This window comes from Polyangiaceae bacterium (assembly GCA_020633205.1).
In the GTDB taxonomy this organism is placed as follows: Bacteria; Myxococcota_A; Polyangia; order Polyangiales; family Polyangiaceae; genus JAHBVY01.
The window spans coordinates 201,723-222,394 of record JACKEB010000015.1 but is presented as its reverse complement, the minus strand read 5'-3'; the positions used below and the strand labels follow the sequence as shown (position 1 = coordinate 222,394).

The 20,672-nt window shown below is 63.2% G+C and carries 16 protein-coding genes; 15 read left to right on the top strand and 1 reads right to left on the bottom strand.

What is annotated here, in order from left to right:
* Positions 1–30: 30 nt before the first annotated feature.
* The 5 genes from H6718_23825 to pheS all read left to right on the top strand — a co-directional run bounded on the left by H6718_23825 (position 31) and on the right by pheS (position 4,224).
* Complete coding sequence (locus H6718_23825) at positions 31–885, top strand: tetratricopeptide repeat protein (GenBank protein ID MCB9588458.1); 855 nt, start codon at positions 31–33, stop codon at positions 883–885.
* Positions 885–2,321 (top strand): hypothetical protein, encoded by a 1,437-nt coding sequence (locus H6718_23820; protein ID MCB9588457.1) that lies wholly within the window; start codon positions 885–887, stop codon positions 2,319–2,321. Before H6718_23825 ends, H6718_23820 begins: the two co-directional genes overlap by 1 nt.
* A gap of 245 nt (positions 2,322–2,566) precedes the next feature.
* Positions 2,567–2,764, top strand: a complete 198-nt coding sequence (rpmI, locus tag H6718_23815) for a 50S ribosomal protein L35 (GenBank protein ID MCB9588456.1) — start codon at positions 2,567–2,569, stop codon at positions 2,762–2,764.
* A gap of 18 nt (positions 2,765–2,782) precedes the next feature.
* Positions 2,783–3,136, top strand: a complete 354-nt coding sequence (gene rplT / locus H6718_23810; GenBank protein ID MCB9588455.1) for a 50S ribosomal protein L20 — start codon at positions 2,783–2,785, stop codon at positions 3,134–3,136.
* 20 nt (positions 3,137–3,156) lie between these two features.
* Positions 3,157–4,224, top strand: a complete 1,068-nt coding sequence (gene pheS, locus H6718_23805) for a phenylalanine--tRNA ligase subunit alpha (GenBank protein MCB9588454.1) — start codon at positions 3,157–3,159, stop codon at positions 4,222–4,224.
* Here pheS and H6718_23800 read toward each other — a convergent pair.
* Entirely contained in the window at positions 4,221–5,795 is a 1,575-nt protein-coding gene (locus tag H6718_23800) for an ABC transporter ATP-binding protein (GenBank protein ID MCB9588453.1), read from the bottom strand. The two genes, pheS and H6718_23800, sit on opposite strands and share 4 nt — an antisense overlap.
* A 718-nt stretch (positions 5,796–6,513) precedes the next feature.
* On the opposite strand from H6718_23800, the gene H6718_23795 reads away from it, so the two are divergent.
* The 10 genes from H6718_23795 to ctaD all read left to right on the top strand — a co-directional run bounded on the left by H6718_23795 (position 6,514) and on the right by ctaD (position 20,631).
* Complete coding sequence (locus H6718_23795; GenBank protein ID MCB9588452.1) at positions 6,514–7,860, top strand: sigma-70 family RNA polymerase sigma factor; 1,347 nt, start codon at positions 6,514–6,516, stop codon at positions 7,858–7,860.
* A 722-nt stretch (positions 7,861–8,582) separates the two neighbouring features.
* Positions 8,583–9,236 carry a cytochrome c3 family protein gene (locus tag H6718_23790; GenBank protein MCB9588451.1) on the top strand — a complete coding sequence of 218 codons (654 nt, stop codon included), beginning with the start codon at positions 8,583–8,585 and terminating at the stop codon, positions 9,234–9,236.
* A complete protein-coding gene (locus H6718_23785; GenBank protein MCB9588450.1) occupies positions 9,224–12,247 on the top strand; it encodes a TAT-variant-translocated molybdopterin oxidoreductase in 3,024 nt (1,007 codons plus the stop codon). The genes H6718_23790 and H6718_23785 overlap by 13 nt, the downstream gene beginning before the upstream one ends.
* A gap of 25 nt (positions 12,248–12,272) precedes the next feature.
* Positions 12,273–13,643 carry a polysulfide reductase NrfD gene (gene nrfD / locus H6718_23780; GenBank protein MCB9588449.1) on the top strand — a complete coding sequence of 457 codons (1,371 nt, stop codon included), beginning with the start codon at positions 12,273–12,275 and terminating at the stop codon, positions 13,641–13,643.
* Positions 13,644–13,667: 24 nt separating this feature from the next.
* Complete coding sequence (locus tag H6718_23775) at positions 13,668–14,900, top strand: DUF3341 domain-containing protein (protein ID MCB9588448.1); 1,233 nt, start codon at positions 13,668–13,670, stop codon at positions 14,898–14,900.
* A 14-nt stretch (positions 14,901–14,914) separates the two neighbouring features.
* Positions 14,915–16,450, top strand: a complete 1,536-nt coding sequence (locus tag H6718_23770) for a quinol:cytochrome C oxidoreductase (protein ID MCB9588447.1) — start codon at positions 14,915–14,917, stop codon at positions 16,448–16,450.
* 10 nt (positions 16,451–16,460) lie between these two features.
* Entirely contained in the window at positions 16,461–17,000 is a 540-nt protein-coding gene (locus tag H6718_23765; protein ID MCB9588446.1) for a hypothetical protein, read from the top strand.
* Positions 17,000–17,932, top strand: a complete 933-nt coding sequence (locus H6718_23760) for an SCO family protein (protein ID MCB9588445.1) — start codon at positions 17,000–17,002, stop codon at positions 17,930–17,932. The genes H6718_23765 and H6718_23760 overlap by 1 nt, the downstream gene beginning before the upstream one ends.
* Positions 17,933–17,946: 14 nt before the next feature.
* The gene (coxB, locus tag H6718_23755; protein ID MCB9588444.1) at positions 17,947–18,942 is read left to right on the top strand and encodes a cytochrome c oxidase subunit II; all 996 of its coding nucleotides are present in this window, start codon (positions 17,947–17,949) and stop codon (positions 18,940–18,942) included.
* A gap of 9 nt (positions 18,943–18,951) precedes the next feature.
* Positions 18,952–20,631, top strand: a complete 1,680-nt coding sequence (gene ctaD, locus H6718_23750) for a cytochrome c oxidase subunit I (protein ID MCB9588443.1) — start codon at positions 18,952–18,954, stop codon at positions 20,629–20,631.
* Positions 20,632–20,672: the final 41 nt, after the last annotated feature.

Here is a 20,672-nt window from a genome sequence, read left to right as displayed (position 1 = left end):
AACGCGAATAGGCGTGATATAGATCGTGGGATGAGAGGTGTGTCCCGGGGGCGGCGCGAACGCTGGCTCACGACATTGGTGTGTAGCGCCCTCCTCGCGGTCAGCGTGCCCGCCTTCGGCCAAGCGTCTCCCGACGAGCTAGCACGACGACACTTCGAGAGCGGCGCGGCTTACTTGGAAGAGAGCGACTACGAGAACGCGCTGGAGGCGTTCGACAAAGCGTACGAGCTGTCGAAACGTCCGGAGATTCAGATCAATATCGCGACGGTCTACGAACGCATGGGGCGCTTGAAGCAAGCGATTGGTGCGTTGGATCGCTACCTCGAGCTCGCACCCGAGGGAGAGCTGCGAGAGACCGTCGAGCTGCGCAAAGCGAACCTGCAAAAACGCGTGGATGCGGGCGAAGGCGTGGAGCCAGCACCCAAGCCGCAGCCAGAGCGTGAGCCGAAAGCTGCCGCGAAGCCCCCACCGCCAGCGCCAAAGCCTGAACCCAAGACTTCCAAGGTTCCGGTCCAAGACGACGGAACCACAGACGCGGGGCCGAACGTGCCCGCATGGATCCTGATTGGCCTAGGAGGACTCTCAGCTGGTGGCGCGGTGGTAACTGGGCTGCTCGCACAGAGCGAGTACGACACGGCGAAGTCCGACTGCAGCCCAACCTGCACCGACGACCAGCTCTCCACAGGTCGCAACATGGCGCTGACCAGTACCATCCTGACCGGCGTCGCCGTGGTGGGGATCGGCGTCGGCCTCACGCTGCTGTTCACCTCTTCCTCAAGCCCGCAATCCGCGTCGCGTGTCCCGGCAAAGCCTTCGGCGTTTCCGCAGGTATTCGTCGGCGCGAGCACCGCGGGCGGCGCCTTCGACGCGCGCTGGAGGTTTTGATGCTCGGCCGACGTACTTCACAGCTTGCCTTGCTGGTCTCAGCGCTCGCGCTCGGCGCCTGCTCCTTCGTCCTGGACTTCGACGGGCTGCAAGACGGCAACGAGCAAGCTGCCGGTGGGAGTGGTGGCACTTCGAGCGGCGGAAGTGGCGGCACTGCGGGCGTAGGCGGCGGTACCGCCTGCGGCGTATGTGACGACAAGAACCCGTGCACCAAAGACAGCTGCGACACCAGCGGTGAAGCGCCCACTTGCGTCTTTGAACCCCAGGAGATGGTTCCGGACGGAATGAGCGTTACCCAGCCGCTCGACGAGGTGCACAACATCAACCTGGTGAGCGCGGGTGGTAAGTTCTACCTGTCTCGCTTCGCACGGGAGGGTGGAAAAGACGACCTCACGCTATGGACCTTTGGCCGCAGTGGCGACGCGACGACATTCCAGGAAGGCGCACGTTTCAGCACGCTGCGACAGGGCACACCGCTAGCAGGCTTCGAACCTGCCAGCGGCGCCGGGTTGCTCGCGCTGGTGGAGAACCTGACCACCAACATCTACATCACCCTCGCCGCCCGCCAGCAGGCCAACCAAGACGCCGACGTGTGGATCTTGGCTCTCGACGAGAACCTTGAGCTGATCACCGACGGCGCCGGGCAGCTGAGCACCACGCTCAGCAAGTTCGCCGTCCCGGATCTAACTCGCAACCCGATCTTGTGGCAGACGGGGAACACGGTGAACGTCGGCTGGCTCACGCGGTTGACCGCGCTGTTTTTCCCGCTCGACGACAGCATGCGCTCCTACTCGATGGCAGCGGCGACGGGTCAGCGTCTGGCTCCCCTCGACGACGGCAACGGCCACCCGGGCATGCTCGTCGTCACCGACAACGAAGTCCGCACCCAAATTGAAGACGGCACGCCCGTCATCGTTCCGTCGTGCATCACCGACAAGTCGCTCCCAGTGACTGGCGCCGGTTCCGTGCGGGTACTCGGTAACTACTGGTACACGTGGTGGAGCCGAGCGCAGGGCAACAACGCCGTCTCGGACATCACGACCCTCGCCTGCGGGGCTGGTGGCTGCCTAGCCTCGACCTGCGGCAGTGACGGTCGCTCCGGCAGCCCTGGCGTTCGCAACCCGGACTTCGCGGTGATTCAGCGGGAGATCGAGCCGAGCGTGCTCAACATCTTGGGCGCGATTCCTAACCTCAGCACCTCCCCAGCGGAGCTCGACCTCACTCTCAGCCGCTTGCGCATCGATGCGGGCAAGCCAAACCCAGAGGTGCTCGCGTCGACCAACATCCCCATCGTTGACGAAGAGGGTCCGCCGGACAGCGCCAAGATCGCCGTCAGCGGTGAAGACAAAGTCGCCGTCGCCTGGATTCAACGCCGCTCGGGCGGGGCCGCCCTGCGCGTCGAGCGCTACTTGATGTGTTACCCCGATGCTCAGTAGTTCAGTGGTTTTGGGGGGGAGGTTCAACGCCGCTGCGATGGAAGTAACAGCCACCCCGCTGGCCCTGCATCACGCAGCTTGACTAGCCTCGCAGCATCCGTCATAACGCCCGGCCCCACGAGGCCTCGCCTTGTGTTGTGTCTCACGCCCTTCGCGTGAGCCTGAGTTTCGCAGCCCTCCAGAAAGCAATCTTTCCTGGTGGGTGCGCGGTAAGCGCGCTAGAGCGCGCCCCGCTGGAGTCGACCATGCCCAAGATGAAGACCAACCGCGCTGCAGCCAAGCGCTTCAAGCTCACCGGCTCCGGCCGCGTCCGCCGCCCGAAGATGGGCCTGCAGCACAACATGATTGGCAAGTCCCGCAAGCGGAAGCGCCGCCTGCGTGACAACGACATGGTCGCGCCGGCCATGGAGAAGCGCGTCAAACTGCTTTTGCCCTACGGCTGATCGTAGAGGAGTCAGAGAATGCCCCGCGTAAAGAGAGGCCCCAGCCCCCGTCGTCGGCACAAGCGCGTGCTGAAGCAAACCAAGGGCTTTTGGGGAGGTCGCAAGAATCGCTTCCGTCAGGCGCTCCGCGTGCTGTGGAAGAGCTGGCAGTACGCCTACGTCGGCCGCAAGCTGCGTAAGCGCGATTTCCGTCGGCTTTGGATCGTCCGCATCAACGCCGCGTGCCATGAGCACGGCACCAGCTACTCCCGTCTGATGGGCGCGCTGAAGAAGGCCGGTGTGGAGCTGGATCGTAAGGTGCTCGCCGACATGGCGGTCAACGATCCCACCGCATTCAAGGCTCTGACCGAGCTCGCTGCTCAGGCCAACTGAAGCTCCGAAGCGCGCGGCGAATGGATCCGACAGCTGAGATCGAGAGCGGCCTCAGCGCGTTCGGTGAAGATTTCCGCGCGCAATTTGCTGCCGCCCAGTCAGAACAAGATCTGCGCGCCGCGCGTGCGCAGCTACTGGGCAAAAATGGCCGGCTCACCCAGCTCTTGAAGCTGATGGGGAAAGTGCCGGCAGACAAGCGTCGCGAGATCGGCGAGGCCGTCAACGCGACCAAGCAAGAGGTCGAGCAGAGCTTCGAAGCACGGCTGACCGAGCTCGCCGCTGCCGCCCGCAAGGCAGATCTAGAAGCGACGCCCTTCGACCTCAGCATGCCCGGCCGCTCGCCGGCGCCTCGCGGCCACTTGCACCCGCTGACGCAGGTTCGCGACGAGATCCTCGACACCTTCCGCGACCTGGGGTTCAGCGTCGCTTGGGGGCCGCAAGTCGAGCTCGAGAGCAACAACTTCACGAAGCTCGCCTTCCCGCCGGATCACCCGGCGACGGACATGCAGGACAGCTTCTGGGTGAAGGTCGACGGCGCTCCCGCCGACGCGCGGGTGCTGCTGCGCACTCACACCTCGAACGTGCAGGTGCGCGAGATGAGCCGCCACGAGCCGCCGATGGCGGTGGTGAGCGGCGGCGCGGTGTTCCGGCGCGACGACGACGTCACCCACTCGCCGATGTTCCACCAAATCGAAGGCTTCCTGGTGGACGAGAACGTGAGCTTCGCGCACCTCAAGGGCGTGCTCACGGCCTTTGCTCAGCGCATGTACGGCGAACACGTGCTGGTGCGTTTCCGCCCGAGTTACTTCCCCTTCGTCGAGCCCGGCGCTGAGCTGGATGTCGAGTGCGTTTTCTGCACGGAAACGACCAAGGGCGACTGCCGTGTGTGCAAAGGCACGCGTTGGCTCGAGGTGCTGGGCTGCGGGATGGTGCACCCTGCCGTGCTCGAGCACTGCAACATCGACTCCGAGCGCTTCACCGGTTTTGCCTTTGGTCTCGGCGTGGAGCGCGTCGCGATGCTGCGCTACGGCATCCCTGACATCCGCGTGTTGTTCGAGAACGACCCGCGCTTCCTCGCGCAGTTTTAGCTCTCGGCGCGTGAGTCGCGCCCGCCGTAGGTCTCGTCTTGGTCGCCGCCGCTCTTTGGGGATTGGGGGGAGAGGTGCATCTCGTGGTCAACGAGGTCCGCTGGCAGCGCCTCGTGGCTGACCACGATCAGGCTCCGCGCGCCCCGTACGCGCGCCAGCGCAGACGTTATTCGTTCCCGCCCCTCAGCATCCACACCAACCAGCGGCTCGTCCAAGAGCAGCACCGGCTGATCCGTCGCTACCGCACGCGCCAGAGCGATCAGACGGCGTTCCCCCCCGGAAACGTTGCGTCCCCCGGGCCCCAGCTTGGCGTCCCCCAAGCGCTGCACCAACCACTCCGCTCCGAGGAGCTCGAGCGCGCCGTTCGCCTGCGCAACGCCGGCCCCCATCAACCGCACATTGTCGAGCAGCGATCCCGTAACCATCGGAGCGTCCTGGGGCACCCAAGCGAAAGGTCGGCTCCCGGGCCCGACTAGAGCCTCCGCCAACGGACGACCGCCATACGCGATCTCCCCAGCCGCAGGCTCGAGCCCCAACAAGCAGCGGAGCAAGGTGGTCTTTCCGCTGCCGTTCTCTCCACGTAGCCAGCAGAGCTCCCCATAGCCCAAGCGGAGTCCGATCCGCGGCCCACGCTCCGCGTGGCCGAATCCCCGGCACACCAGCTCCTCGTTTCCCCACGAAAACGCAGCTCCGGAAAGCACGCCTGGTCCAACCAGCCCGCCCAGCGACTCGAGCGCCGCCTGTCCCTTGAGCAGCGCACCACGCCCATCGCCAAGGTCGCGAAGGGGCCGGTAGGCCATGAAGAACACCGCCGCAAACGCCAGCAGCGCGCCGTCCCCAAGACCTAAGCCGAATCGCTGTGCGAGCATCACGGCGCCCAGCACCGCAAGAGCGCCCAGCACCTCGTTCGCCCCAGACAACCCCGCTCGAACGGCCTCGACGCGAGCAGCTTCCGCGCCAGCGCGAACCCCTGCTCGCTCCATGGCCTGGAGCACCTGATCCCCTGCACCGAAAGTGCGAAACAGGTCCAAGTTGCCAACCAGTTCGTCCACGTTGGCGTGGAGGCGCTCGCTGTGGATCTGCGCCTCGTGGGCGCTGCGTTTCCATCGCTTACGGGCGCGAGCCACCCATACGCCGAAGGGTGCGAGAACACCCACAGCAGCAATTGCCATGGAGGGTGACAGCAGGATCAGAGCGGCGACCAACGGGAGCAGCTGCGCAACGGCGCGATGCAGCACCAGCCAGCCCTCGGTCCCGTGCTCCACTTCGCGAATCCGCACGGCGATGCGGGCGAGTAGCTCCTGCGCGGTGGCTGAGCCGCCCTGTGCCAAGAGACCCCGGGCGACTTCCAGCCTCACGCGATTTCCCACTGCAGCGCTCAGCTGAACCTGCGCCCCAGCCAGCCCCGCCTGAGCGATCGCCTTTAGCAGACTTGCCAGTAGTCCGATGAGACACACAGTGGAGAGCCCCAACTCATAGGGTGTCACGGGATTCACCAGCGACCGCGCCACCCACCCCGCTGAAAGCGCCAACCCTGCGTGGCCAATCCCCACACCGAGCGCTGAAGCCACGGTTCTGAAGCCAAAAAGACCAGGCCTTCGCAACTCATCGAGGGCGCAGCCGTACAAGCTGGAAGGGACGGAAAACCTCGCAGAGGTGACCGAAATCGGCGCCGACTGGCCAGATCGGTCAGCTGCCTCGATTCGGACATCTGCTGCGGTGAGCTCAGCGAGATCTCGCGCACTTGCGCGCCTCAAATCCCCGATCGTCATCGAATCTGAAATTGCAAATCGCGAACTTGCAACTGCCCTCAGGGGTCCGTGACTGGCTGAACCGTCGGCTCGACCCTACAGAACTCGGGGAGGAGTCCGATCGAAAGATCAGGGTCCGGCCCCGTCGAAGAACCGCCCCTAGCTCAATCCGAGACTCAAAACCACTCGAATTCCATCCCCCAAACCAACGTCTATGACCAGCAAGCGCTCATCTCCTGCGGCGAAAACTCGCCCCGCGCGTGCACCTCGAGTTAGAGGCGCCGCCGGCCAAGGAGTCCGAGGCACGAAGCTTGCTAAGACCTCCCCCGAGGGCAAGACCACCTCGAGCTCCACCCCAGCGGCTGCTCAACCCCAAAGCTCAGCCGAGAAACGCCCGCCCGCGGCGAACAAGGGAGCCGAGTTGCCCGTGGATCACTACGAGGGAATGCGGGCAACCCAAAAATCGTTGCCCCCCGAAGGCTCCGTTTCTTCTCCCCACGAACTTTCTGGCCCCGGCCCGCACCGCACCGAGAGAACCATGACCGAGAATCAGGCAGCAAGCCAGCTCTACGACGACGATAACTCTGACGAGCGCACCAGCGTGCGGTTGACCGCCGCCGCCCGCGCCTCGGAGTCCCCTGCTCCCATCAAGGAAGGCGCGACGCGTCCTGCGAAGGACCCCGATGCTTCGGGCGACTCGATGCTCTCGCGCTACTTCCGCGACATGGCGACCCACCAGGTGATGGGTCCCGACGAGGAGCTCAACGCAGCTCAAGACGTGGAGAACGCGGAGATCGAACACTGGTGCGAGCTCCTCTCGTACCTGCCAGTCGCCGAGCACGTGCTCAACGGACTGGAGAAGGACATCGCGGACACGCTCCAAGAGGCAGATCGGCCCTCCCTGGCTGACATGCCGAAGCTGCGTGAACTACTCGAGACCTACCGCAAGCAGCGCTCGAAGCTGCACGCCGGTCAGACTCGCGAGTGGCAGCAGCACACGGAGGCCGTCGCGCGTGAGATCCGCCTTCCCGACTCCGACCGCATTTGGTTGGCCAACGCCAACAAGCGTGTGCGCGAGGTGATCGAGAGCGACGCCGATCCCGATGTGATCCCCGTGGTCGCGGAGACGGCTGCGTACAAGAAGTTCATGAGCCGCGTGAAGTCGACGGACCGTCGTCAGCGCGCTGCGAAGAACCGCTTCGTCAAGGCGAACCTCCGACTCGTGGTCAGCATCGCCCGCCGCTACAACCGTGGTCGCCTGCCCCTGATCGACCTGATCCAGGAAGGCAACATCGGACTGATGAAGGCGGTCGAGCGCTTCGACCACACTCGTGGGTACCGCTTCTCGACCTACGCCTCCTGGTGGATCCGCCACGCGATCAGCCGCGCGCTCGCCGACAAGGGTCGTGCGGTCCGTATCCCGGTGCACATGCTCGATACGTACAACCGGGTGTCTCGTGCAACGCAAACGATCATCGCGCGCACTGGGCGCGAGCCGTCGATTGAGGAACTCGAGAAGGAAACCGGCGTACCGCGCGAGAAGCTCGACAAGGTCAAGGACCTCTACGCGGAGACTCCGTTCTCCCTCGATCGCCCTGTGGGTGACGAGGACGGCCGGAAGTTCATCGATTTCCTCGTGGAAGAGAACGCCAACTCCCCTTACGACGACTTGGCTGCGGCCAAGTGGGCGGAAGAGGTAAGGCGACTGCTCGGCACCTTGACTCCTATCGAGAGCCGCATCATCCGCTGGCGCTTCGGGTTGGATAACGAAGAGGAGCTCACGCTCAAGGAGATTGGCGACAAGTACAATCTGAGCCGTGAGCGAATCCGCCAGCTGCAGGAGCAAGCGATCGGCAAGATCCGCAAGCAGATGCGCGACTTCTAAGTCGCCAAAATCGGAGCGCTGGACGTTCCGGTCAACACAGAGGCGAGGGTGACCCACCAGGGTCGCCCTCGTTTCGTTTTGTCCGCTCCCAGAAACCCACCGGGCAAATCCTCGCCGCCGGACAGCGCTCCTCCCCCCAACCTCGAGCTGCGACGATTTACCGCAATGGCGTAACCCTCGAACTTCCCGTGCGCCTAGGACTGCGGTCAGGGGGTGTCGATTGGTCGCATTTACTTTCTGTACGCGGCCGAACATAACGCCCCCCAAGCGCCCTCCGGCCTCCGGAAAGCGCGCAGAAGATTCTCCACACTCCCCAGTTTCGAACCCGGGAGAAGCGATTCCAGCGTCCTGTGCGCGCCCCCTCCGCATTCGCGGCTCGGCGCAATCGGTTCGCCAAACCCGCTCCGACCCCAACGCCTGTCACTCGGCGAACGAAGCTTCCATGACTCCTATTCCCGCAGCCTGCGAGCCGCCCGGCGCCTCTCTAGGAGGACCTGCGACCGAAGTGCGCCTGCCCCCTCACGCGAGGGTCGCCAGGGAGTGCCCCGTCATGGTAGCGAGGCGCCGCGGTTGGAACTCGCGCGAGTCGCGCGAGCAAAACATCAGTCTCCTGCGCTGTGAGTCCCGCAGCTTCGCTGTATCTCTCAGCTGCGCAGTCCCACCTGGTCCGTCATTCGGCGGCATCTAAGTACCCCCACGTCAACAACCGAGCGCAGCAACCCATGTCACGCTTCGTTTTTCCTCGATGGGCCAACAAGACCCGCGATCTCGCGGGCATCGTTCTAGGCGGAGCACCGCTCTACCTGATCGGCGCCATCTGGTACGGCTTCTCCCCCAAGACCATCGACGCTGGGTACATGCCCAAGCAGCCGGTGCCCTACAGCCACGCGCTACACGCGGGTGAGCTAGGGATCGACTGTCGGTATTGCCACAACACGGTGGAACAGGCGGCTCACGCAGCCATCCCCCCAACCGCGACGTGCATGAATTGTCACGCTCGCGTGCGCAAGACCAGCGCCAAGCTCGAACCGATTCGGCAGAGCGCAGAGACGGGTGATGCGGTCGAGTGGATCAAGGTGCACGACCTTCCGGACTACGTGTACTTCAACCACAGCGCCCACGTGACTCGCGGCGTCGGCTGCGTTTCCTGTCACGGCCGCGTCGACAAGATGCCCGAAGTCTTCCAGCAAGAGCCGCTCTCGATGGGCTGGTGCCTGGACTGCCACCGCGCCCCCGAGCAGCACCTGCGCCCGCCGTCCGAGGTCACCAACATGGGCTACAAGCCCGAAGGTGGTGATCAGCTCGCTGTCGGCATGCGCTTGCGCAAAGAGAACAACATCAATCCCCCAACCGATTGCTCCACATGTCACAGGTGAAGAAGCCCAAGTTCTGGCGAAGCCTCGCCGAGCGTGAGAACACGGAAGAATTCCGCGCGGTTAAGGAGCGTGAGTTCTTCGCGAAGGCTGACGAAGGCCCCACGGTGCCTGGCCGTCGGCGTTTCCTCCAGCTCATGGGGGCGTCTCTGGCCCTCAGCGGTTGCTGGCAGGAAGACCGCTTGCTCCCACGGACGAATCGTCCTGAGGGGCTGATCCCCGGCAAGCCCGTTTACTTCGCCACCACCATGGAGCTCGGTGGCGTCGGTGTTGGCCTGCTCGCCCGCAGCTACGACGGTCGCCCGATCAAGCTGGAGGGCAACCCTGAGCACGCTGGTAGCGCAGGTGGCAGCACCTCGATGCAACAAGCCGCGGTGCTCGAGATGTACGACCCCGACCGCAGCAAGGGCGTCGCACGCTATTCCGCAGGGAAGCGTGAGAGCGGGACCTGGGGCGAATTCGAAGAGGCTTTCCTCAAGAAGGGCGCGGACGCAGGTCTCGCCATCCTTGGTGACGGCTCGAGCTCGCCAACCCTCGCTGACCTCAAGCGTCGTCTCACCGCCAAGGGCGTGCAGTGGTTCGACTACTCTCCCATCAATCGCGACAATGAGCGCGATGGCGCCAAGGCGGCGTTCGGCGAGGTGGTTCGCACCCAGCTGAAGCTGGACCAGACCGACGTGATCGTCACGTTGGACGCTGACCTGTTCGGCTCACACCCGAACGGCCTGGCGCACTCGAAGGCGTTCGCTTCGCGGCGCACGCCCGAAGCCGGCAGCATGACGCGGCTCTACAGCATCGAGAGCAGCTTCAGCGCCACCGGCGGTGCCGCCGACCATCGGCTCCCCCTGCGCTCCGGCTTGCTGAAGGCCGTCGCGGCCTATCTCGACTCCGCGATCAGCCCTCAGGTCTCCGCCACAGGTGCCGCTCAGGCGGCTCCCGCAGCGAAGTTCCTCAGCGATGAACACGCGAAGAAGTTCCTCGAGACCGTCGTCAAGGACCTGGTCGAGCATCAGGGTCGCAGCGTCGTCGTCGCGGGCGCAAACCAGCCCGCCGAAGTGCACGCGCTGGTGCATCGACTGAACTCAATCCTCGGAAACGTCGGCAAGACGGTGCTGTACAGCGCCGAGACCGACCCGGAGCGAGAGAGCTACGTCGCCCAGCTGACCAAGCTGGTAGCCGCGATGAACGGTGGTCAGGTCAAGTCGCTGCTGATTGTGGGCGGAAATCCCGCTTACGACGCACCGGCGGACGTCGCGTTCGCTGCAGCGCTGGCCAAGGTCGGCACGACGATTCACGCCGCGGTCTACGAAGACGAGACCAGCCAGGCTTGCTCGTGGCACGTGCCGCTAGCCCACTGGCTCGAGGCCTGGGGTGATTCCGTAGGCTGGGACGGCACGGTGTCCATCGCACAGCCGCTGATCGCTCCCCTCTACGGCGGACGCTCTGCCATCGAGCTCTGCGGCGCGTTGCTAGGAGAAAAGCTCGACGCCCTGGGCATGCTCAAGCGCACCCACGAGGAGCGGATTTCGGGAGACGCCCTCTGGCGCCGTACGATTCACGACGGCTACATCCAGGGTTCAGAGAGCAAGGCTCTCACGCCCACCCTGAAGGACGTCACCGTCAGCCTCCAGGGCCCCGAGCTCGGTGGCGTGGAGGCGGAGCAAGACCTCGAACTCAGCATCGCCGCGGACAGCAGGCTGTATGACGGCCGCTACGCCAACCTCGGCTGGCTGCAAGAGGTCCCCGATCTGATCGGCAAGCTGACCTGGGACAACGCGGTGTTGATTGCACCGTCCACCGCCAAGGCCTTGGGCGTCACGGACGGTGACGTGGTGACCCTAACCGCAGGTGGCGCATCTGTTGAAATCCCGGTGCTGCAAGCCCCGGGGCAAGCGAAGGGTTCGCTCAAGGTTGCGCTGGGCTACGGCCGCACCGCAGCGGGTCAGATTGGTGGCTCCAAGGCGCACGGCGTCGCTCCAGTCGGTGTGAACACCTACGCCCTCCGCAGCACCAAGCTGTGGGATTTCGGGTCGGGCGCCAGCATCAAGAAGACTGGCAAGTGGACGAAGCTAGCCACCACTCAGGACAAGCACTCGATCGACGACCTCGGTGCGGGGGAAATCCAGGTCCGCATCCCGACCATGATCCGCGAGGCAACGCTCGCGGAGTACAAGAAGGAGCCCGACTTCGCGAAGCACAAGGTGCATCACCCGCCGCTGCTCTCGCTCTGGAAGCCCCCGGTCTCCTATGAGGGCCATCGCTGGGGCATGACCATCGACCTGAATAAGTGCGTCGGATGCGGAACCTGCACCGTTGCCTGTCAGGCCGAGAACAACATCCCCACCGTCGGCAAGGAGCGCGTGCTCTTCGGCCGCGAGCTTCACTGGATCCGCGTCGACCGCTACTACAAGGGCGACCCGGAGAACCCGGGCATGGCTCAGCAACCCCTTACCTGCCACCAGTGCGAGAACGCGCCGTGCGAGCAGGTTTGCCCAGTCGGCGCGACCATGCACTCGGCGGAAGGTCTGAACGACATGACCTACAACCGCTGCATCGGCACCCGCTATTGCGCGAACAACTGCCCCTACAAGGTGCGGCGGTTCAACTACTTCAACTACCACATGGATATGAAGGACGACGCCAACCAGGTGAAGGGGATGGTCTACAACCCCGAAGTCACTGTGCGTTTCCGTGGGGTTATGGAGAAGTGCACGTTCTGTGTGCAGCGCATCCAGAACACCAAGATCGACGCGAAGAACCATCGTCGCAAGATCGAGGACGGCGAAATCAAGACGGCTTGCCAGCAGGCTTGTCCGAGCGAGGCGATCGTCTTCGGCGATCTGAACGACCCTGGGAGCAAGGTGCGAGAACTCCAAAACGGCGCGCGCGCCTATGCGCTGCTTGGGCAACTAAACGTTCGTCCCCGCCTTCTGTACTTGGCCAAGGTCACGAACCCTCACCCCGATCTCGAGCAGAAGCAGGAAGGCGAAGGACACGGCGGCCACCACGGCTGAGGCCTGAACTTCGAGTGGAGATCAGATGACCACTGCAGCTGACGTCAAACAGTACAATACCCAGCTCGAGGCGGAGAACCCGTTCGCGCAGATCACGGAGAACGTGTGTCGCGTGGCCGAGGCACCGAAGCCGCCCAAGGCCTGGTACATCTCCTTCGCCATTTCCTCGACCGTGATGCTCGCGTTCTTCAGCAGCATCGGGTTCGTGTTCTGGGAAGGTATCGGCGCCTGGGGAAATATGAGCCCGGTGTTCTGGGGCTTCCCCATCGTCAACTTCGTCTTCTGGGTCGGTATCGGCCACGCAGGCACGTTGATCAGCGCCGTTCTGTACCTCTTCAGGCAGGACTGGCGCACCGGCATCAACCGCTTCGCTGAAGCGATGACGATCTTCGCGGTTATCTGCGCGGCGATCTTCCCGGGCATCCACATTGGCCGCCCTTGGCTGCCCTACTGGATGTTCCCCATCCCGAACCAGATGAGCATGTGGCCGCAGTTCCGCAGCCCGCTCGAGTGGGACGTGTTCGCCGTCAGCACCTACGCGACCGTGTCGATCCTGTTCTGGTACATGGGCATGATCCCCGACCTGGCCACGCTGCGTGACCGCTCGAAGAGCACGGTCCGTCGCTTTGCGTACGGCATCTTCTCAATGGGCTGGCGTGGTTCCAGCCGCCAGTGGCACCGCTACGAGAAGGCGTACCAAATCCTCGCGGCACTCGCGACGCCCCTGGTGCTCTCGGTGCACTCGGTCGTTTCTTTCGACTTCGCGACGGCGCAGCTGCCTGGCTGGCACACCACCATCTTCCCGCCTTACTTCGTCGCCGGCGCCATCTTCGGTGGCTTCGCGATGGTGGTCGTGCTCGCCGTTCCCGCACGGCAATTCTTCGGGCTCAAGCGCATCATCACGATGAGGCACCTGGAAAACATGTGCATCATCATGCTCGTGACGGGCACCGTCGTTGGTTACGCCTACGCCATGGAGTTCTTCATCGCCTGGTACGGCGGCGTCCCCGAGGAGAGCTTCACGTTCATCAACCGCGCCTTTGGCCCCTACGCATGGGCCTACTGGACGATGATCAGCTGCAACGTTCTTGCGCCCCAGCTGTTCTGGTTCCGACGCTTCCGACGCAGCATCCCGGTGATGTTCATCATCGCTGTCTTCGTGAACGTCGGTATGTGGTTCGAGCGCTTCGTCATCGTGTGTACTTCGCTCAGCCGCGACTTCATCCCCTCCAACTGGGGTTACTTCATCCCGACCAAGGTCGACTTCATCACCTTGATCGGAAGCTTCGGCCTGTTCTTCACCCTCTTCCTGCTGTTCTGCCGCTACCTGCCCATGGTCGCGATGGCTGAGGTGAAGGCGATTCACTACAACCACCACATGCATCATCACCACTGAGTCGGGCCTTCGAGGACTACAGTCATGAGCGAGAAGAAGGACAAGAGCACCACCAAGAAGACGCCGGTCTACGGCATCTTGGCTGAGTACTCGGATCCAGCGGTCTTGATCGAAGCCTGCAAGAAGGTTCGCGACGCTGGTTTCAAGAAGTGGGACACCTACACGCCGTTCCCCGTGCACGGCATCGATCCGGCAATGGGCATCAAGCCCACCATCCTGCCGTGGTTGGTGCTCTGCGCGGGTCTGACCGGCCTGACGACTGCGATTCTGCTGCAGTGGTGGACGAACGCCCACGACTACGCATGGATCGTCAGCGGTAAGCCGTTCTGGTCGATTCCCGCGAACGTGCCGATCATGTTCGAGCTCACCGTGCTCCTGAGCGCGCTGACGACCTTGGGCGGCATGCTGGCGCTGAACAAGTTGCCTCACCCCTCGCACCCCTTGGATCTCAAGGAGCGTTTCGAGCGGGTCACGGACGACAAGTTCTTCCTGCTGATCGAGGCCAGCGACCCCAAGTACGACGCGGACGAGGTGACTGCGCTGCTGGCTGAGCACGCCGACGTCGTCGAGCCGTTGATGGACGACGACCAGACGCCAGCAGAGCTTCCGCGAGGAATCATCTATGGCCTGGTGATCCTGACCGCTGCCGCAATCGTGCCCTTCGCGTTGGCGGCTCACGCCCGTGAGTCTCACAACCGCAGCCCGCGCATCCACATCGTCCCGGACATGGATTTCCAGACGAAGTACAAGGCCCAGCGGGTCAACACGTTCTTCGATGATCGCCGCGCGGATCGCCCGTTCGTCGAAGGCACCGTCGCCCAGGGCAACCTCCAAGAGGATGACCACTTCTATCGCGGCAAGTCGGGTAACACTTGGGCCACGACCTTCCCGAATCAGCTGCAGGTCAGCGAAGCCACGATGAAGCGTGGCGAACAGCGCTTCGACATCTTCTGTGCTCCTTGCCACGGCCTCCAAGGGCGCGGCGACGGCATGGTGAACAAGCGCGCTGAGCTGATCGGTGCTGGTGTGGACGGCTGGGTGCCACCGTCAGACGTCACCGACCCGAACCTGATGAAGCAGCCCGTGGGGCAGCTCTTCAACAGCATCACCCACGGCGTGCGCAACATGCCGGCGTACGGTCCTCAGATCGACGTCGAAGATCGCTGGGCGATCATCCTCTACGTGCGTGCGCTTCAGCGTACCCGCAACGCCACCACCAAAGACCTGTCTCCTAGCGAGATCGCCTCGCTCAAGTAGTTACGGATATCGACATGGCCAGCAAGAAGGCGAAGCCCCGCAAGACCGTCAGCAAGACCGAGCCCGAAGAAACGAGCTCGAAGTCTGAAGCGCCGAAGTCCGAACCCGTAGCCACGGAAGAGGACGACGACGAGGATGACGACGACGAGGACGACGACGAGACGGAAGACTCGGCGTCTGAGCCGCCTGTCGCGCCCAAGAAAGAGGCACCGAAGGCAGCCGAGAAACCTGCTCCCAAGAAGGAGGAGGCCAAGGTTGCAGCCACCAAGCCGGCGACGAAGTCGGTCGAGAAGTCCGACGGCGGGCACGGCGGTGGTGGCGGTGGCAAGGATGGCGGTGACCACGGTCCGGCCGGCGAGAACATTCGCTTGGGCGACCTGAGCGGCACGCTGCTCAAGGTCGGCGGCGGCATGGCGGTGGTTGGTTTGGGAGGCGCCGCGGCGCTCGGTGCGAGCGCTGGTGATGGCTTCGCCCACTTCTTCCATTCCTACCTGGTCGCATTCTGGTGGGGCCTAACCATCACCCTCGGGTCGCTGTTCTTCATCCTGGTACAGCACCTGACCAAGGCGCGCTGGAGCCCGGTCGTGCGCCGCGTCGCGGAGATCTTCGTCAGCAACATGCCCGCACTCGCCGTGCTGTCGCTGGTGGTGATCGTCCCGGTGATGCTCGGCAACACAGCGCTCTACTCTTGGAACGATCCTCACCATGTCGCGGGCAGCCACTTGCTCCAGCACAAGGAAGGCTACCTGAACAAGACGTTCTTCCTGATCCGCTGGGTGTTCTACTTCGCGGTGTGGATCGGTCTAGGGACTACGCTGGCGAAGAACAGCGTGGCCCAGGACGCATCGGGTGACCCCGCGCTCACCCGCAAGAGCTTCGCCCTGAGCGCCCCAGGAATGCTCCTGTTCGCGCTCACGACGACGTTCGGCGCGATCGACATGATCATGAGCCTCGAGCCGGAGTGGTTCAGCACCATGTTTGGCGTCTACGTCTTCGCCGGTTGTCAGCTGAGCTTCCACTGCGTGCTCGCACTCAGCCTGCTCTGGCTGCAAGGCACCGGTCGCCTGACGAAGAGCGTGAGCGTTCACCACTTCCACGACATCGGTAAGATGATGTTCGCCTTCATCGTGTTCTGGGCGTACATCGCGTTCAGCCAGTTCATGCTGATCTGGTACGCGGACATCCCCGAGGAAACGGTGTGGTTCAAGCCCCGCTTCGTCGAGGGTTGGCAGTGGGTGAGCATCGTTCAGCTCGTGGGCCACTTCGTGATTCCGTTCTTCGGTCTCGTGTCACGTCACGTGAAGCGTAATCGCAAGGCGCTGGCTTTCTGGGCCATCTACATCCTCGTGGTTCACTACATCGACCTGTACTGGCTGATCATGCCCTCCTACGACGGGCAGAAAGCACCGCTCAGCCCGATGGACTTGCTCGCTGTGATCGGTGTGGCAGGTGTCCTCATCGCAAACGCCGCTCGGGTTGCCTCTGGCATGAACCTGCGCCCAACCAAGGACCCACGACTGGCCAAGTCGCTGGCGTTCGAGAACTTCTGAGACGCTTCCCATGGCAACTGAAGACGACAAGCCAAACTCCGGCCTGATCGGCACCGTGACCATCGCGGGTGCAATCGCGATGGTCGCCATCTGTGCGGTCCTCACGGCGCTCGTTCGCAGCGAGCAGGACTCCGAGGACGAGCGGAAGAACGCCGATGCCAATCTGAAGCCGCTGACGGAGCTACGCGCTGAGCAGGAGAAAACGCTCAAGGCCGCTCCCAGCTACGCCGACGAGAAGAAGGAGCGCATCACGCTCCCGCTGGATCGCGCAATGGCCGCTGTGGTGAAGGACATCCAGGACAACCCACAGGCCGCGACGGCGCCCGGCAGCGAGCCCCCTCCCGCAGCGGACGCCGATGCAGGTGCGGGTGACGCAGGTGCTGAGGCAACTGACGGGGGCGCACCCGCCGAGGGCGACGCTGCGGCTCCGACCGAAGGTCAGAAGCTCGACGGCAAAGACGAGAAGCCCAAAGAGAAGAAGAAGCCCGCGCCGCAGAAGACCCAAGGTCCTTCGGGCACCCAACCTCCCCCCGACGAGGGCGCAGAGTGATGTCCGCGGCGGTGGTCTCCAGTTGGCTGAAGCGAGCTGAGCGAGCAGTTCTCTGTGCGCTGTTGCTCGTGCTCGCCCTGACCGCCGCCCCGACAACTGCTTTCGCAACCGAGCTGGGCGACGCCACACCATCAAAGCCCAAGCGCCTGAATGGTATCGATGTCGACGAGCATCTCGACACGGACCTCCCGCTGGATCTCGCCTTCACCGACAGCGACGGCAAGCCGGTCAAGCTTGGTGACTTCTTCGATGGCGAACGCCCAGTCATCATCACGCTGAACTACTCAGACTGCCCCATGCTCTGCAGCCTGCAGCTCACCGGACTGGTGAAGGGCATGAAGCAGATGGACTGGACCGCCGGGAAAGATTTCCGCGTGGTAACCGTCAGCCTCAACCCCAAGGAAAAGCCCGAGCGCTCCGCAGAGACCAAGAAGCGCTACGTCACGGAGTACGGACGCCCCGATGCTCAAGCGGGCTGGCACTTCCTCACAGGGAGCGAAGACAACATCAAGGCTTTGGCCAACGCGATCGGCTTTCGCTATGGCTACAACGAGGTCCGCAAAGAGTACGTGCACCCTGCGGCGCTGACCCTAGCCACGCCAAATGGCAAGATCGCGCGTTACCTCTACGGCATCGAGTATCACCCGAAGACCCTACGCTTGGGTCTGGTCGAGTCCTCCGAAGGCAAGATCGGCTCCACTGTCGATAAGCTGATTCTGTACTGCTTTCACTACGATTCCGGTGAAGGCAAATACGCACCCGTGGCCATGAACATCATGCAGGTCGCGGGTGGGGCTACCGCCCTCCTCCTAGGCGGTGTGCTGTCCTCGCTCTGGGCCAATGAGTTCCGGAAGCGACGCAAGCGAGACAAGAACAAGAACGATCCGCAATCCGCGGACGACGAGTCCACCAACTCGGACCAAGAGTCATGACCAACGTAACGAGCATGCTGCTTGCTGCACTGCAGCCGGGCGACAAGCCAAAAATCCCTGTTAGCCCGAACTTCTGGACCCCCACGGAGTCGTCCACCTTCGCGAAGGACACGGACTGGCTGTTCCAGTTCATCACCTGGACCAGCACGGTGGTGACCCTCGGTGTGGTCGCCGCGATGGTGTACTTCTGCGTGAAGTACCGCGCGACGGATCGTTCCAAAAACGAGCGGCCGACCAGTACGGTCGACCACGACAACACCCTGGAGATCACCTGGTCGGTGATTCCGCTGTTCTTCGTGATCGCGTTCTTCGTCTTCGGCTTCAAAGGCTGGATCGACCTGCGCACCCCGCCCAAGGACACGTACGACATTCACGCCACGGCCCAGAAGTGGAAGTGGCTGTTCCAGTATCCGAGCGGATACGTCAGCGACACCCTCCACGTGCCGAAGGATCGCCCCGTCAAGGTCATCCTCGAGAGTCAGGACGTGATCCACTCCTTCTACGTGCCGGCATTCCGCCAAAAGATGGATGCGGTTCCCGGGCGCTACACCTACGCCTGGTTCCAGGCGATTGAAACTGGCGAGTTTCCACTCTTCTGCGCGGAGTACTGCGGCACCTCCCACTCGGACATGATCACCAAGGTCGTGGTCCAGGAGCAGGCGGACTTTGACGCCTGGCTTGAGAAGGCAGCAAAGGACGAAGAGGAGCAAGCCCTCAAGAACCCAGTTGCCTACGGCGAGACGCTCTACAACCGCAACGGCTGTGCAACCTGCCACTCGACGGATGGCTCCATCAAGGTCGGCCCCACCTTCAAGGGGCTCTACGGCAAGACCGAGAGCTTCACGGACGGCACCAGCGCCGCCGTCGACGAAAACTACGTTCGTGAGTCGATCGAGGATCCCCAGGCGAAGATCGTCAAGGGCTTCCCCGCGAGCATGCCCACCTTCAAGGGCAAGCTGTCGAACAACCAGATCCGCGCGATCACCGAGTTCATCAAGAGCCAGAAGTGAGTCACTGAAATGGCCAGCACGACAACAACCCCCGACGCATTCGGCAACGCTCATCCGTCCGCGGATGAGAGTTACCTCACGAACGAGAAAGGTCTTCGTTCGTGGATCCTCACGCTGGACCACAAGCGGATCGGCGTGATGTACCTGATCGGTGTACTTCTCTCGTTCGCGCTCGGCGGCTTCTTCGCCTTGATGGTGCGAACGGAGCTCTTCACTCCAGGCCGCACCATCATGGATGCGGACACCTACAACCAGATGTTCACGCTGCACGGGGCAGTGATGGTCTTCCTGGTCATCATCCCGGGTATCCCCGCGGCACTCGGCAACTTCGTGCTGCCGATTCAGCTCGGCGCCAAGGACGTCGCGTTCCCGAGACTGAACCTGTTCAGCTTCCATCTCTGGACCATCGGGGCGCTGTTCCTGGTGCTCAGCATGTACATCAGCGCGGCGGACACGGGCTGGACCTTCTACACCCCGTACAGCACCACCACGACCACCGCGGTGATTCCCGCGACGTTCGGCGCTTTCATCCTCGGCTTCAGCTCGATCTTCACCGGGCTGAACATGATCGTGACGATCCACAAGCTGCGTCCGCCGGGCATGACCTGGTTCCGTATGCCGCTGTTTTGCTGGGCCATCTACGCCACGGCGATCATGCAGGTGCTCGCGACGCCAGTGCTCGGCATCACGCTGCTCATGCTGATCGTCGAGCGTGCGTTCCACGTCGGCATCTTTGACCCAGCGCTGGGTGGTGACCCCGTGCTCTACGAGCACTTCTTCTGGTTCTACTCACATCCTGCGGTCTACATCATGATCGTGCCGGCCTTCGGCGTGATCAGTGAGGTTATCGCCGCGTTCAGCCGCAAATCGATCTTCGGCTACAAGTTCATCGCGCTGTCTTCGGTCGCGATCGCGATCCTCGGCTTCCTCGTGTGGGGCCACCACATGTTCGTCAGCGGCCAGTCTTCGCTAGCTGGCACGATCTTCAGCGCCATCACGTTCCTGATCGCAATCCCGACCGCGATCAAGATCTTCAACTGGCTCGCGACCATGTACAAAGGTCGAATCTTCCTCGACACCCCGATGCTGTACGCCTTGGCGTTCCTCTGGGTGTTCACCATCGGTGGCGTCACGGGCATGTACCTCTCCGTGATGAGCACGGACGTGCACCTCCACGACACCTACTTCGTCGTGGCGCACTTCCACTACGTCATGATGGGCGGCGCCATCACCGCGTTCTTCGCCGGTCTCCACTACTGGTGGCCGAAGCTCAGCGGCCGGATGTACGACGAGAAGATGGGCCGCATCTCCACGGTCATCGTGTTCTTGGGCCTGAACCTGACGTTCTTCCCCCAGTTCATCATGGGCTCGAACGGCATGCCCCGCCGCTACTACAACTACCTCGAGGAGTTCACCATCTACCACCAGCTGTCCACGGTTGGCGCGTACCTGATGGGCCTCGGCTTCTTGCTCACGGCGATCAACTTCATCCGTTCCCTGCGGAAGAAGCCCGACGCTCCCAAGAACCCGTGGGGCGCCCGCACCCTGGAGTGGGAGACCACCTCCCCGCCGCCCTACTACAACTATCACACGCCCCCGGTCGTCGACTTTGGCCCGTACGACTACGACGACCTCGTCTACGACAAGAAGGTAGGCGGCTACGTGCACAAGGCGGAGTTGAAGGCCTGAATGGACGCCAGGTGGCTAGCCATTCGCTAGCCACCTGAACT